Raw genomic sequence first — 14,176 nt, forward strand, 5'->3', positions numbered from 1 at the left:
CCCTCCCGGAGCCCCCACGTGACCCTGCTGCACAACCCCGTCATCCGCGGCTTCGCGCCGGACCCGTCGATGGTCCGGGTCGGCGACTGGTACTACGTGGCGACCAGTTCGTTCGAGTGGTACCCGACCATCCCGATCCACCGCTCCCGGGACCTGGCCCACTGGGAGTACGCGGGCCACGTCCGGGGCGCGGTCCCCGGGGACACGCTCGGCGGGGTACCCGACTCGGGTGGCGTCTGGGCACCGTCCCTGAGCTGGGACGGCGAGCGGTTCTGGGTCGTCTACTCGGTCGTGCGCTCGGTCGGCACGCCGTACTTCGACGTGGACACCTACGTCAGTACGTCCCCGGATGCGGCCGGGAAGTGGTCGGCCCCGCACCGCGTCGCGAGCCACGGCTTCGATCCCGCGCTCTTCCACCAGGACGGCCGTCTGTGGCTGCTCAACCTCCAGAACGACCACCGCCCGGGCGGACGGCGTTTCGCGGGCATCGTCCTGACCGAACTGGACCGGGAGACACTGACCGCCGTCGGTGACACGCGTCTGCTCCTCCAGCACGAACGGCTCATCGAGGGGCCCAAACTGCTGCGGCGCGACGGCTGGTACTACCTGGTGCTCGCGGAGGGCGGCACCGGGTTCGAGCACGGGGTGCTCGTGGCGCGCGGTCGCGCGATCACGGGCCCGTACGAGCTCGACGACCGTCCACTGTTGACGTCCCGCGACGACCCCTCGCTGCCCCTGCAGAAGGCGGGGCACGCGGAGCTGGTCGAGACGCCGGGCGGCGGCTGGGTCCTCAGCCATCTGACGGCACGTCCGCTCCCTACGCCGGACGGCCCGCGCTGCTCGCTCGGCCGGGAGACGGCGATCCAGACGGTGGTGTGGGACGCGGACGGCTGGCCGAGGCTGGGACACGGAGGGTGGCACCCGGCGGTCGAGGTCGAGGTCCCGGCGCCGGGCGCCCACGAGCCGCACGCCCCCGGCCCGTCCGAGGTCTTCGGGTGGCCGTGGAGCACCCTGCGCTCGTACGCCGACCCGTCCTGGGCCGACACCACCACCCGCCCCGGCTGGATCCGGCTCCGCGGCCGGCACGGACCCGAGTCGCGTTGGGCCCACAGTCTGCTCGCCCAACGGATCACGGAGCACCGCGCGGAGGCAGAGGTCACGGTCGAGGCACGTCCGAGCACCTTCACACAGGCCGCGGGGCTGGTGCTGTGGTACTGCGCCGAGTCGTACCTGAGCCTGGACCTGACCTGGGCGGAGCCCGAGGGGGAGGACCAGCGCGGCCAGCAGTGGCGTGGCGAGGGGCGTACGGTGCTGAGTCTCGTGGAGCGCGACGAGGAGTGCGGGCGGCAGTCCGCCGTCGTCGAGGTCGACGCGGGGGCGCCGGTCACGCTGGGTGTGACGGTGGAAGGCACCGAGGCCCGCTTCTGGTTCGTCCGGGACGGGGCGCGTGTGCCGGTCGGCCCGCCGCTGGACTTCAGTCGCCTCTCGGACGACTACGGATCCCGCCTGCGCTTCACGGGCGCGATGGCCGGCATCCACGCTCGGGATCTCGTCGACGCGTCCTTCACCGCCGACTTCCGCGGCTTCCGGCTGACGTGCATGCCGGACTGACCCTGCTCCATTGTTCGAGGTTTCGAAAGTTCAGGACCTGCGTCATGCCGCGAATCCCGGTGTCTTCACGTTGCCTCGCGGCACATCTAGTGTAGGAAGCGCTTTCTGTCGCTCGGTTTTCGATCACGACGAAAGTCACGACGAAACGTCACGACGAAACAGCGCTGGTCCGACTTTCGATGGCCCTCGGGCGGGCCGGAGGGGTGGTCTTCGATGGTCAGTTCCGGGAGTGGGGCCACGGTCCGTACGGCAGGCGGGGGCGCTACGACGGGGCCGACGCTGGCGGTGGTGGCGCGCGAGGCCGGGGTGTCGGTGCCGACCGCGTCCAAGGTGGTCAACGGGCGGGAGGACGTGGCACCGGAGACCCGGCGGCGCGTGACCGAGGCGCTGGAGCGGCTCGGCTACGTCCGCAGACCCCGCGTCGAGGCGGCGAAGGCACCGGGTCTGGTCGACCTGGTGGTGCACTCGCTGGACAGCTCCTGGTCGGGCGCGGTGCTGCACGGGGTGGAGGAGGCGGCGCACGAGGCGGGCCTGGAGGTCGTGGTGTCCGCCGGGCTGACCCGGACCCGGGGCGGGCGCCCGGAACGCGGCTGGCTGGACAAGCTCACCACCCGCGGCTCGTCCGGCGTCCTCTTCAACCTCGCCGAGCTGACTCCGTCCCAGTACACCTGGCTGGACCAGCACCGCATCCCGTTCGTGATGATCGACCCGGTCGTCGAACCCCCGCAGGGCGTGCTGTCGGTGGGCGCGGCCAACTGGCAGGGCGGGGTCAGTGCCGCCGAGCACCTGCTCGCGCTGGGCCACGAACGGATCGCGTGCGTCGGCGGATATCGGCGCAAGATGTGCAGCAGTGCGCGGATCGCGGGGTACCGTTCGGCGCTCGCGTCGGCCGGGGTCCGGCACCGGTCCGAGTACGTCCGGCACGGCAACTTCGACGAGACCTGCGCGTACCGCCGGATGCTGGAGGTCCTCGACCTGCCCGAGCCGCCGACCGCCGTGTTCGTGTGCTCCGACAAGATGGCCCTCGGGGTGTACCGGGCGCTGGCCGAGCGGGGGCTGCGCGTACCGGACGACATGAGCGTGGTCGGCTTCGACGACCTGCCGGAGGCGCGCTGGGCCTCCCCCGGCCTCACCACCGTCCGGCAGCCGCTGTCGGAGATGGCGGCGACGGCACTGCGTCTGCTGGTGCGGTTGATGGCGGGCGAGCAACCGGAGGGCACGCGTACGGAGTTGTCGACGCGGCTGGTGGAGCGGGCGAGTACGGGGGCGCCGCGGGGGTGAGACGGCTCGCGTTTCCCTCCCGTACAAAGGAATGGCAACCCGGTGAACGGAGGGAGTCGTCACCCCGTACCGTGAGTGGCGGTCCCCGGCCTTCGGGCCCGGTCCGCCGTACCACCGCACGGTTTTCCATGGAAGGACCTTCGGGTTGTCGCACACACGCACTTCGCAGCTTCCGGCAGAGGACGAGGAAGCGGCCCGCGCCTCCGGCGAGACAGCCAGTGGGAAGGGCGAGCCCGCGGACGCGGGGACCGCGACGGAGAAGCCCGAGTCCAGCGACGCGAAGGCGAGCAGCTCGGACGACACGGACATCGCTGCGACCGGTGAGCCGGAGGACAACGCCTCCGGCACGGTCGACGCGGGCGAGCCCGTCGAAGGTAACTCCGGCGAGGACGCGCGTGTCCCGGACGGGACGGACGGGGACGCTCCCGGCAAGGCCGCGACCCGTGGCCCGGTCGAGGCGGACGGGCGTACCCCCGAGGAAGCCGATACAGCGACCGCCCCCGCGACGGCGACAACCGACCAGCCCGACGACACGGACCACGAACCCGCCACAGACGGCGCCAAGACAACGCAACCGCCCGCGCGGACCACGTCCGACGGCGAAGTCGACGAGGCCGGGGCCAGTGGCCGGGTTACCCCGGACGGCCGTACCCCCGAGGAAGCCGATACAGCGACCGCCCCCGCGACGGCGACAACCGACCAACCCGACGACACGGACCACGAACCCACCTCCAGCGGCACCGAGGCGGCACAGCCGACCGCGTCGGACACGGCCGACGGCGACGCCTCCCAAGGCGACACCGCCGCCGGCGGCGAGGGCGCAACCCCGGACGTGGCGCGCGGCTGGCGTGGGCGGCGGCCCGTGTTGGCGCGGGCGCTGTCCTGGACCGTCACCGGGCTCGCGCTCGTGCTCGTGCTGTTCGTGCTGGTCCTGCCGAACGACGTCTCGAAGCTCGAACCGGAGAGGTTCGTGCGCATCCCGGCGGAAGGGGTCCTCGGCGCCGCGCTGTTGCTCCTCCTCCCGCCGAGGACACGGAAGTTGATGGCGGTCGTCGAGGGCGTGGCCCTCGGCCTGCTGGTCATCCTGAAGGCCCTCGACATGGGCTTCTACTGGACCCTCGACCGGCCCTTCGACCTGGTGCTCGACTGGATCCTGCTCGACGACGCCCAGTCGTTCGTGAAGGACTCGTTCGGCGAGGGCGGCGCACTCGCGGCGACGATCGGGCTGATCGTGCTGCTGGCCGGCCTCGTCGTCCTCCTGGTGCTGTCCGTGCTCCGGCTGACCCGCGTCATGGTGGACAACCGCCACACCACGGGCCGTACGCTGCTGGTCCTCGGCACGGCCTGGATCACCTGCTCCACGCTGACCCTGGAGTTCTCCGGTGTGCCCGTCGCCTCGCACAGCTCGGCCACGCTCGTCGAGAACCGTGTGGAGGCCGTGCGCACGGGGCTGAAGGACGGGAAGGCGTTCGAGAAGCAGGCGGCCATCGACGCCTTCGCCGACGTCCCGCCGGACCAGCTGCTGACCGGGCTGCGCGGCAAGGACGTCCTGATCACCTTCATCGAGAGCTACGGCCGCTCCGCGATCGACGACCCGCAGATGGGTGTGCCGCTGGGCAAGACCCTCGCCCAGAAGACGCAGGAGCTCAAGGACGCCGGGTACGCGTCCCGCAGCGGCTGGCTGCGCTCCCCCATCACGGGCGCGGGCAGCTGGCTGGGCCACTCCACGTTCCTGTCCGGTCTGTGGATCAAGAACCAGTCGCGTTACGCCAACCTCGTCGCGAGCGACCGCCTCACCCTCACCGAGGCGTTCCGCCGCACCGGCGCCTGGCGCACGGTCGGCATCGTGCCGGGCACCCAGAAGGCATGGCCGGAGGGCAAGTACTTCGGCCTGAACCACATCTACGACTCCGACCAACTCGGCTACAAGGGCCCGAAGTTCAGCTGGTCCACGATGCCCGACCAGTACACCCTGAAGGCTTTCGAGAAGCTTGAGCACGGCAAGAAGGACCGCAAGCCGATGATGGCGGAGATCATCCTGACCTCCAGCCACAACCCGTGGGCGCCGATCCCGAGCACGATCCCCGAGGACCAGATCGGCGACGGCTCGGTCTACCACGACCTCCAGAAGAGGGAGGGCAAGAACCCGGAGGAGGTCTGGAAGGACGCCTCGAAGGTCCGCGACGAGTACCGCAAGTCCATCCAGTACTCGGTGACCAGCCTCGTCGACTACGTCGCCAAGTACGGCTCGAAGGACACCGTCCTGGTCTTCCTCGGCGACCACCAGCCCAACAAGACGGTGACCGGCGAGAAGCCCAACTACGACGTGCCCGTCTCCATCGTCGCCCAGGACCCGAAGGTGCTGGACAAGATCGCCGACTGGAACTGGACGGACGGCCTCAAGCCCGCCGACAACGCCCCGGAATGGCGCATGGACAAGTTCCGCGACCGCTTCATGACGGCGTTCGGCCCGCAGGCCGGCGGGGACTCATAGGACCTGCCCGACCGTACCCGTGTGCGGCACCACCGTGACGCGGAGTCCTCGGGCAAGTGGGCCCGCTTCCGACACCATCGGTTCCCGGGTGCAGAGAACGGTCACGGCGAGGTCGGGGAGTCCGTGAAGGGGCCCCAGATTGAGCACGGGGCCAGAGGTGTACCGCAGGTCGACGGTCAGTCTCCTCAGCGAGGGGAAAACGCGCGTCAAGCGGTCCAGGTCCGCGTTGTTCGCGAGGTTGGGCAGCGTGAGGGAGTGGACCTGGTGGAGGGCGGGGAGACCGTGAAGCTCACTCGCGGGGAAGAGGAGGGGGAGCTGAAGGGCGAGCAGCTTCGGCAGCGCCGCAAGTTGCGCGAAGAGTTCGTTCAGCGGGGTCGGCTGCCAGACCGCGAGACCGCGCAGCCCGACCCAGCGGTACAAGGTGTCCACCTGAAGGTCCTGGCTCGACACGGACAGCCGTGCGACGGACGGGTGCGGCGGGGGAAGCCTCGCGTACTGCCCGATCGGCAGCCCGTGCAGGTGCAGTTCCCGTAGACCTTTCATCGTGGGGATGACCTCGAGATCCTCGGGCATCAGGAGTGCCGCGTCGAGTGCGAGGGTCACGATGCGGGAACCGGCCAGGTCCGAGATGTCCCGGAGCCTGGCGTCGGAATCGACAAGGAGACTCCTGATGTCCGGGCGTCCGCGAAGGAACGACAAGTCGGTCAGAGCCGGGTTGCCCGTGATGGCGAGCTGCTCGAGCGGGGTGTACGGCAGGTCGCCGTGGAGCTGTGCCGCGCGGAAAGGGCCGTCGACGAGGACCCTGTTGAGGGGCCCGAGGTGGTGCAGGTTCCTGAGCATGTGGTCGCGGTTGACCGGTATCTCCAGGTCGTCCAGCCGCATGGCGGCGAGGACTTCGCGCGCGTAGGCCTCGGCCGGGAAGTCACCCCAGGCCGACGCCAGGAACTGGCGCAGGAGTTGGCTCGGCTGGGCCCCGTACTCACGTACGAGGGGCAGGCAGTTGGCGGTGCCGATCCTGGTCAGCGTCGTGGCGACGAGGAGCTGCACGTCCTCCGGCAGTCCTTGTGGGCCGGGGAGCACGGGAAGCACGTACGCGCCGAGTTTGGCCACCTCGGTCGCCTGGAGGACGTTCTTGGGCGGCATGAATGCCTTGAGCCGCTCGGCCACGGCATCTCGTCTGTCCTGAGGCAGGTAGGGCGCTTCGGCCGCACAGGTCGCGGCGAGGAGGTGCAGGTTCCACCGCTGGTGGCCGTCATGGGTGTCCCCCTGGGCGATCAGGTGGTCGACGACCTTCTCGACCTCGGGGGTCCTGCAGTGGCCGATCGACAGCAGGACGATGTCCTGCCACTCCTCCTCGGCGGCGTGGCCGAGCAGCTCCTGAAGGCAGTCGCTGTCCTGGAACTCCCGTGCCGCGAGGTAGTCCTGGAACGTCCGGTGGATGAACTGGATGCTGTCCTCGGTTCGTTCCTCGAGCACCCCGCTGCGGTTGAGCAGGTGCAGCAGGACCTTGTCGACGGGCCCCTGCACGTCGGGCATGCCGGTGAGAGCGGGAACCAGCTGGCCCTTGGCCTGTGCGTGCGAGAGCTGCGACTGACCGTTGCGCACCAACCAGACGGCGATGCGCTGGAGCAGAAGCTGATGCCGGTCGGGGCGGAGCTGGATGCCTTCCGGAAAGGGGATCTTGCGATGGGTGTCCCGTTTCCCGAGCAGCATCTCCAGCGCCTGCGTGTACAGCTTCGGCCGGCTCACCGGCAGCTCTCCGCGGCTGCTGCGGTGCAGGGCGCAGATCACGGCACAGAGCAGGGGCGTCCTCGCCAGGTTGCGCAGCGCCGGTGTGCTCATGAACTTCGCCTTCAACGCGGCTTCGAGCTCGGCGAGTTCACCGCTCTTCTCGGCCGACGAGGGCGGTTCGAGGCGGGCTGTGTCGTGCCAGGCGTGGACGAAGGCCTGGATGTCGGTGTCCCGCATGGGCAGCAGACGCAGTTCCCGGAAGCCCTCATGGCTGAGCCAGTTCACCTCCACGGCGAGCGGACGCACGGTGACCAGCACGCGGACGCGGCCGGGGAATTCCGCCAGCAGGTCGCTGAGCCATCTGCGGGCGTCCAATCGGTCGTCCCGGGGCACCTCGTCCAGGCCGTCCACGAGCAGCAGCCCCCGTCCGGAGTTCAGTACCCGGCGAGCCCAGCCCCGCGGGGCTTCGTCCGTCATCAGGCGCGCGGCCCGGTCGAGTTCGCCGGGCCGGGGAAAACCGTCTCCCGTCGCCCGCAGGCTGCGCATCGGCACGATGAACGGCACCAGTCCGTTCAGGGCGGCGAGACTGCCACCGAGCGTTCCTGAGGCGGTGTGGGAGGCCAGCCACCACACCAGCGTGGTCTTGCCCGCACCGGCTTCTCCCCGCAACAGTACGTACGGCCCTGCTTCCGCCAGCAACTCGTCCACCCGCCGGAGACGGGAGGGGAGACCCTCGGCACCCGCTGAAGGCTGACTCACCTCCGCTTCCAGGTGGAGGTAGGCGGTCTCCAGGTCCCAACGGGACTCCTGGGCGGTCAGTTCGTCGATACCGATGATGTCGATCTGGCTATGGCGGTTCTTGATCGCTTCCCGGTACTGCCGTTCGTACTCCTCGTCGCGGCGGTGGGTCTCGGTGACGTCCTCCGTGCGCAAGGGCAGAAGGCCGGCCTCGGCCGTGGCCGACATCCGCAGTTGCTCGGCCTCGACGTCTGCCGCCTCGATCCGCATGTGGTCCCGTCCGCGGGGGACGGCCGTGACGATGCCGAGCAGCACGTCGCCTGCGAAGATGGGGGAACCCGACAGCCCGGCCAGTGGCGACGACCCGTCGCCCGTCTCCGCCACGGGCTTGCGCGAGAATTCGCAGACCATGACGTTCCGCCGCAGGCGACTGGCCCCGGGCAGCACGGTGACCTCGTACTGGTCGCATTCGATGTCACCGCTGACCGGGTCGCGCTGCACAGCGGGAAATCCGAGGATCTGGCAGTCGGTGACGGGTTGCGAGGTGGCGATCCGCCCCAGCCTCATGCGGCCCAGTGGCTGCAGAAAGCCGGTGCCCACGACGTCGTTGCGCGTGCTCAGCAGAGCGAGGTCACGGTCGGTGTCGATCCAGCTCACGTCACATGTCGTCCACTCGGAACTGTACGGGTGGATGATCTGGGCCGTGCGCGGTGGTCGCGTGGGGAGGACGACGAGCTTCGGCGGGTTCCGCCTGAGATCTCTGACGTTCTCAGGGTGCTGGACGCGAGCCCTGGGCGGCCCCGTCAGCACATGGGCCGCTGTGAGGATGTGCCGGGGGCCGATGAGCACACCGGTGCCCTGGACGGCACCGTTGACCAGGACGACGCGGTCGGCCGACGAGGTGGCGCGCAGCATCGCACGTCAGCCGTTGGCCGGGCGCCCGAAGAGCGCCGTGCCGCCCGGTGTCGGGTTGCCCACGCTCAACCGGCCGCCCGTGCGGGCGTCCCTGGGCGTGAGGGTGAAGGCGACCTTGTGGGTATGCCCGGTGGAGCGCGTGCCGTCGACGCCGGCGTCCACCACCCAGGCGCGGACCTTCAAGCCGGCCTTCGCCTCCGAGCGCAGCTCGACCGTGAACTCCATCTGGATGTCGCCCATGTCGAACGTGATGTCCTGACCGGCCGCCCGGTTCGCGGCGGTGAGGAGCTGGTCCCGGATCGCCTGGACCGCGTCGGCCAGGTCGATCCCGTTCTGAGTGTCCCCGTCAGTCATGGCGCCTCCCCCGTGACGAACCCCGGACAGTGAATGTACCGGGACCATTGACCCGAAGTAAGCCCAATGCGCTCGGAGTTGGTCACTGTGACGGCTGGAGGGCCTTCGCCGTCCGGCGTCCCGGGATTTCGGCCGGAGGGGTCTCAGTCGGCCAGGCGGGCCGCCCAGTTGATCCCGCCGAGCAGATGGGCGCGGAAGTCCGGGTCGTCGTACGCCTCCGACGCGTGCCCGAGCGCGGTGTAGAAGACCCGGCCGGCGCCCTGCTCGCGGCACCAGACCAGCGGGTGGTCGGCGCCCATGCCGCCGCCGTCGTACGTTGACTCGTCGGCGCGGGCCAGCACGTGCACCGCGCCGCGCGGGTTGGTCCGGAAGTCGTACCACTCGTCCGTGAACTCCCAGGCGGCGGGCAGGTGCCTGGTCGCCGGATGGTCGCGGTCCTCGATCACGGCCTTGCCCGGCTGGTGGGCGGGGTGGCGCGCGAAGCGGGCGCCGAGCAGTTCGCCGTAGTACGGCCAGTCGTACTCGGCGCAGGCGGCCGCGTGCACGCCGACGAAGCCGCCGCCCTCCTCGACGTACGACCTGAGCCGCGCGCGCCCCGCGTCGGTCAGCACCTCACCGCTGGTGGAGAGGAAGACGACGGCCGCGTACGGGTCGAGGGGGCCCTCCAGCGCCTCCAGCGCCTGCGGGTCCTCGGTGGCGTCGACGTCGAAGCCGAGGGCGCGTACGGCGGCGACGCCGGCCGGGATCGAGTCGTGCCGGTAGGCGGTGGTGCGGGTGTAGACCAGGATGCGGGCTGACATGGGGCGAGCCTATTTCGGTGCGCGTGCCGCCCCCAAGGACCGAAAATTTCGAAGCGGGCCTCACGAACCACCTCCGTAACGCTTTTCGCGCCTCGTACCAAGAACAGGTGAAGTGCCTTTGAAGGAAGGAGACGCCTGTGGATGGCGCGGAACGGTTACGGGGTGGGCCCGCCGAGGCGGTACGTGACCCTCGGCTCTTCGAGGAGTTCTACCGGCGCCACGTGGACGCGGTGATGCGTTTCGTGGCCCGGCGGGTCGACGACCCGCACACGGCGGCCGACCTGACGGCCGAGATCTTCGTCGCCGTCCTCGACTCGGCCCACTCCTACCGGCCGGGCCTCGGCAGCGAGACGGCCTGGCTGTACGGCATCGCGCGCAACGTCGTGTCGTCGGAGCGCCGCCGGGTCGCCCGGGAGACGGAACGCGATCGGCGTTTCTCCGGGCGGCGGTTGCTGGAGGCCGACGACATCGTCCGCATCGAGGACAAGCTCGACGCGGAGAGCCCGGGGCGGCGTGCCCTGGCCGCCCTGGCGAAGCTCCCCGAGGGTGAGCGGGCCGTCATGGAACTGATCGCGGTGGACCAGCTCACGGTCACGGAGGCGGCGGCCGCGCTGGGCATCCGCCAGGTCACGGCCCGGGTCCGGCTGCACCGGGCGCGCAAGGCGCTGCGGGAGGAGACGGACTCCAGGGCCGCCGAGACGCCGGAGGCATCGCTGGTGTACGTCGTGAGGGGAGAGGCATGAGCACGAGGACGACGTTCGAGGACCGGCTGCTCGGTGAGTTGCAGAGGGAGATCGAGCTGCGCGAGGCCGGGGCGGGCGAGGAGAGGGCGAAGGGCTGGTCGAAGGGCTCTGTGCGCCGTCTGTTCACCCTGCGCCGGATGGCCGTCGTCGCCACGGCCTGTGCGGTGGTCGGCGTCGCCACGGTAGCGGGGCCCGGTTCTCCGGCCGAGTCGCCGGCGTATGCGTTGGAGCGGCACGGGGACGGCAGAGTCGAGCTCACCATCAAGGACCAGGGCATCGGCGTCAACGCCCAGTTGGAACTCGCGGAGCGCATGCGCCCCTGGGGCATTCGGGTGGACGTGGTCGCTGTCGGTGTCACCTGCGCCAAGTCGTGGGGCGACCCCGCGGTTCTGGCGATCAACAAAAAGGGCGTCCCTGAACCCATCCGCACCTGGCCCGTCACCCTGCGCCGGGGCAACACGCTGGTGTTCGAGAACATGCGGGGCGGCAGGCCGTTGGCCAAGGACGAGATCAAGTACTACGAGGTCAAGCCCTGTATCCGGTGAAACGCGCGCGGTTGGGCTGGCTGGACGCGTTGCGCGGCATCGCCGCACTGGTCGTGGTGTTCGACCACTCGTCGTACACCTTCATGGCGGAGTTCCGTCGGGAGCTGATGCCGGAGTTCAACACCAGCCGCTACGGCATCATGGTGTTCTTCCTGGTGAGCGGCTACATCATCCCCGCGTCGCTGGAACGCCGGGGCTGCGTGAGGACGTTCTGGATCGGACGGGTCTTCCGCGTCTACCCGCTGTGGGCGGCCGTCGTCACCGTGCTCCTCGCCCTCGACCTGTGGGGCGTCGCGCAGGTACGTGACTTCGGGGAGCAGAGCGCCACGACGGTGGCCGCCGCCCACGTCACGATGCTCCAGGAGTTGCTGGGCACTCCCAGTCTCCTGCTCATCCTGTGGACGCTCTCGTACGAGATGGCCTTCTACCTGCTGGTCGTCGCTCTCTTCACGGTCCGCCTCCACCAGCGGTCGGCGTCGGTCGCCCTCACCCTCGCCGTGCTCGCCGCCGTGAGCGTGGCGGCGGGGGTCGTGCTGCCGGCCTCCGCCCTCTCGGGCAGGGTCGGGAGCGGCTCGGTGCTCGCGCTCGCCTCGGTCGCCATGGTGGTCGCCGTCTGCTGTGCGAGCGCCCGGTCGCCCGTACTCCGGGTGTTCGGGGGCGTGTTGGGCGGGGTGCTGGCGCTCGTCCTGGTCCCGTTCAACGGCACGGTCCCGCTGTGGGAGGGCCTGGTGATCCTCGCCGTGATGTTCCTCGGCACCGCCGTCCACCGGGCCGAGCGCGGTCAGGGCACGTGGGGGTACGCGGCGGGCACGGCTGTCGTGGTGGTCGCCTGTGCCGTGGGGAGCGCGTACTGGCACGGCGACGACCCCCACTTCACGCGGCGCGGCTGGATCGTGGCGTTCCTGCTGGCCGTACTCACCTTCGGCGCCGGACTGGCGGTGCGCCACCGCCGGATACCGCGCACGCTGACCGGCCTGGGGACGATCAGCTATTCCGTCTACCTGGTGCATCCGGTGCTGCTGGCGGTGATCGACCACACGTACGGCCGGTGGCGGCGGGACAGTCCCGTGCTCGAAGTGGCGTTCTTCGCTGTGCTGTTGCCGTTGTGTGTGCTGACCTACCGTTACATCGAGTCACCGAGCCGGAAGTTGGGCCGACGGCTCGTGAGGCACCAGACCTGATCATCCCTGAGAGCGATCGCGGATCACATACCGGTGTGGCGCCCTCACGAACCTGCGACCACGAAGGCCGCCGACGACGAGATGGTGGATCTCCTCAGGGGTAATTTTCCTGTCGCCCAGGTCCAGGTACGCGACCATTCTCCTCTCAGCCGAATCGACCCCGTGGTCCAGAACCACCTCGACGCCGTCCGGGGAAAGGCACTCGATCAGGGCTTGCCGCACCTCAGCGAGGTCCACCCAACATGTGTCGACGTATTCCAAGCCACTCCGCATGGGAGCGTCAAGGAGATCGCCGACTTCCTGGATCACTTCACTTGCGCTCAGGTCACTGTCGGCGGCACCCCGCACCAATATTCCCTCAAGAGACGAAAGGGCACTCGAAAGAACGTCCGAAGGAAACAGTTCAGTGTCCCCCCAAAGGGATACCACAAGCCTTTCCGTGACGTTCCACACATCGAAGTAGAACTTCCCCGGCTCCCATATCTCGTTTCCTCCCCTCTTCCAGAACCTGGTGACCTCGCGCACCTCCGAATCAACGCCAGACGCCGCCTTCAAGGCATCTGCTGATTTGAGGCTGTGCAGATTCACAAAGCATTCAAGATCGGGCTTCACTCCGCGCTCCTGAGTGACCAACTCCGGGAGAGCTTCGAGCCTGACCGGGTCACCGGGCCCGAGGAGATAAGCACCCATGGTCTTTTTCCAGGCGTTCTTGACCACTTCACGGAACGGCAGGTCGCCTACCTCGACACTGACCGGCACCACTTGATAGAAGCTACCCAGCGACGACTGACTGGCCTTGCTGAGGCGATTCGAGCAGAAGAGACGGAAGGTAGCCCGGTCAACGCGACCGAGCGCACTCAGCAGAACCGATATCGCCCCCACGACCACGGTATGGGGAGTCACCTGAAGCTCTTCGGAAAGTCGCGCAGCGGCCAAAGCGGAGGCCCTGGACTCCATCATGATCTCGGGAAAGCGCGGCGACTCCGGCACTTGGCGAGGCAAAGGAAATCGCTGGTTCGGAAAGTGCTTCAGTTGCTCGGCGGAAAACGCCTCCGCACGACGTGTCGCCGAGTCACCGTCGACCCGTTCCCAGGCCGCCTGCTCTCGCGGTTGAAGCACCGGCTTCTCCAGCAGCGCTTCCTTGGCCTCGGCATCCCCAGAGAGAAGATCGGTCATCTCGCTGTGCAGCACGCCCATGCCCCAGCCGTCCGTCACGACATGTGAGACACACACGGCGATCTTCACCACTTCCCCCGCGGACACGAGAACAGACACACGCAAGGGCCACTCCACGGTAGTGAAGGGCATCGCCTTTATTTCCGCGAGCTCTGTCTCCGCTTCATCGCCAGTGAGGCACTCTCGGATGTCAATGGGAATCCGTCCACTGGAATGCACGACCTGGCGATACATGCCTGCAGGGTCCAGATATACCCGAGTTCGAAGGGCTTCATGCCGCTCGATGACGACTCTCAAGGCCGCTACGACGTCATCGACCGACACTCCTCTCTCGACCTCGATCAATCCAGCCAGGTTCATGTTCGCTATATGCGGGGCCGTTTGCTCCATCCATGAGCAGACCTGCTTCTGACTCCAGGTCAAATCATAGATACCGGAAGTTTTTCCCTTGAAATCTATGAATTGACGCGTCCGCTCACCCGTAGCCATTCCTCACCCCTGCTGTGGAATTCAACGAAGGCCGTTCCCCGCCATGCTGCGCAGCGTAGGCGAAGCGAACTCGCACCACACGACCTTTCCCGGGTCCCGCTCCCCCACCCCCCACTTG

At 68.9% G+C, this 14,176-nt stretch carries 10 protein-coding genes; 6 read left to right on the forward strand and 4 right to left on the reverse strand.

Translation table 11 applies throughout. From position 1 onward, the window contains the following. Positions 1-18: 18 nt before the first annotated feature. The 3 genes from FNH08_RS27000 to FNH08_RS27010 all read left to right on the forward strand — a co-directional run bounded on the left by FNH08_RS27000 (position 19) and on the right by FNH08_RS27010 (position 5,386). On the forward strand, positions 19-1,611 hold the full coding sequence (locus FNH08_RS27000) for a family 43 glycosylhydrolase (RefSeq protein ID WP_322725473.1): 1,593 nt from the start codon (positions 19-21) through the stop codon (positions 1,609-1,611). Positions 1,612-1,824: 213 nt separating this feature from the next. Further along, positions 1,825-2,892 (forward strand): LacI family DNA-binding transcriptional regulator, encoded by a 1,068-nt coding sequence (locus FNH08_RS27005; RefSeq protein WP_152774131.1) that lies wholly within the window; start codon positions 1,825-1,827, stop codon positions 2,890-2,892. A 145-nt stretch (positions 2,893-3,037) separates the two neighbouring features. Then, a complete protein-coding gene (locus tag FNH08_RS27010; protein ID WP_152774132.1) occupies positions 3,038-5,386 on the forward strand; it encodes a sulfatase in 2,349 nt (782 codons plus the stop codon). Here FNH08_RS27010 and FNH08_RS27015 read toward each other — a convergent pair. The 3 genes from FNH08_RS27015 to FNH08_RS27025 all read right to left on the reverse strand — a co-directional run bounded on the left by FNH08_RS27015 (position 5,381) and on the right by FNH08_RS27025 (position 9,924). Next, positions 5,381-8,770 carry an NACHT domain-containing protein gene (locus tag FNH08_RS27015; RefSeq protein WP_152774133.1) on the reverse strand — a complete coding sequence of 1,130 codons (3,390 nt, stop codon included), beginning with the start codon at positions 8,768-8,770 and terminating at the stop codon, positions 5,381-5,383. The two genes, FNH08_RS27010 and FNH08_RS27015, sit on opposite strands and share 6 nt — an antisense overlap. Positions 8,771-8,776: 6 nt before the next feature. Further along, positions 8,777-9,124 (reverse strand): trypco2 family protein, encoded by a 348-nt coding sequence (locus FNH08_RS27020; protein ID WP_152774134.1) that lies wholly within the window; start codon positions 9,122-9,124, stop codon positions 8,777-8,779. A gap of 143 nt (positions 9,125-9,267) precedes the next feature. After that, on the reverse strand, positions 9,268-9,924 hold the full coding sequence (locus tag FNH08_RS27025; protein ID WP_152774135.1) for a ThuA domain-containing protein: 657 nt from the start codon (positions 9,922-9,924) through the stop codon (positions 9,268-9,270). Between the two features lie 137 nt (positions 9,925-10,061). Between FNH08_RS27025 and FNH08_RS27030 the strand changes: the two genes are divergently transcribed. From FNH08_RS27030 to FNH08_RS27040, 3 genes are read left to right on the forward strand one after another with little or no spacing between them, the layout of a single operon-like run. Further along, the gene (locus tag FNH08_RS27030; protein WP_322725471.1) at positions 10,062-10,667 is read left to right on the forward strand and encodes an RNA polymerase sigma factor; all 606 of its coding nucleotides are present in this window, start codon (positions 10,062-10,064) and stop codon (positions 10,665-10,667) included. After that, positions 10,664-11,212 (forward strand): hypothetical protein, encoded by a 549-nt coding sequence (locus tag FNH08_RS27035; RefSeq protein ID WP_152774136.1) that lies wholly within the window; start codon positions 10,664-10,666, stop codon positions 11,210-11,212. The genes FNH08_RS27030 and FNH08_RS27035 overlap by 4 nt, the downstream gene beginning before the upstream one ends. Then, complete coding sequence (locus tag FNH08_RS27040) at positions 11,209-12,393, forward strand: acyltransferase family protein (protein ID WP_322725472.1); 1,185 nt, start codon at positions 11,209-11,211, stop codon at positions 12,391-12,393. Before FNH08_RS27035 ends, FNH08_RS27040 begins: the two co-directional genes overlap by 4 nt. On the opposite strand, the gene FNH08_RS27045 is transcribed toward FNH08_RS27040, so the two are convergent. Beyond that, positions 12,394-14,058: a condensation domain-containing protein gene (locus FNH08_RS27045; RefSeq protein ID WP_152774137.1), complete on the reverse strand. Its 1,665-nt coding sequence runs from the start codon at positions 14,056-14,058 to the stop codon at positions 12,394-12,396. Positions 14,059-14,176 lie beyond the last annotated feature (118 nt).

Origin of the sequence: Streptomyces spongiae (assembly GCF_009377185.1) — a bacterium.
In the GTDB taxonomy this organism is placed as follows: domain Bacteria; phylum Actinomycetota; class Actinomycetes; order Streptomycetales; family Streptomycetaceae; genus Streptomyces; species Streptomyces spongiae.

Excerpts from the sequence above, each read along its gene's own strand:
- FNH08_RS27005 (WP_152774131.1), top strand. The coding sequence starts at position 1,825 with ATGGTCAGTTCCGGGAGTGGGGCCACGGTCCGTACGGCAGGCGGGGGC.
- FNH08_RS27015 (WP_152774133.1), bottom strand. The coding sequence starts at position 8,770 with ATGCTGCGCGCCACCTCGTCGGCCGACCGCGTCGTCCTGGTCAACGGT.
- FNH08_RS27020 (WP_152774134.1), bottom strand. The coding sequence starts at position 9,124 with ATGACTGACGGGGACACTCAGAACGGGATCGACCTGGCCGACGCGGTC.
- FNH08_RS27025 (WP_152774135.1), bottom strand. The coding sequence starts at position 9,924 with ATGTCAGCCCGCATCCTGGTCTACACCCGCACCACCGCCTACCGGCAC.
- FNH08_RS27035 (WP_152774136.1), top strand. The coding sequence starts at position 10,664 with ATGAGCACGAGGACGACGTTCGAGGACCGGCTGCTCGGTGAGTTGCAG.
- FNH08_RS27045 (WP_152774137.1), bottom strand. The coding sequence starts at position 14,058 with ATGGCTACGGGTGAGCGGACGCGTCAATTCATAGATTTCAAGGGAAAA.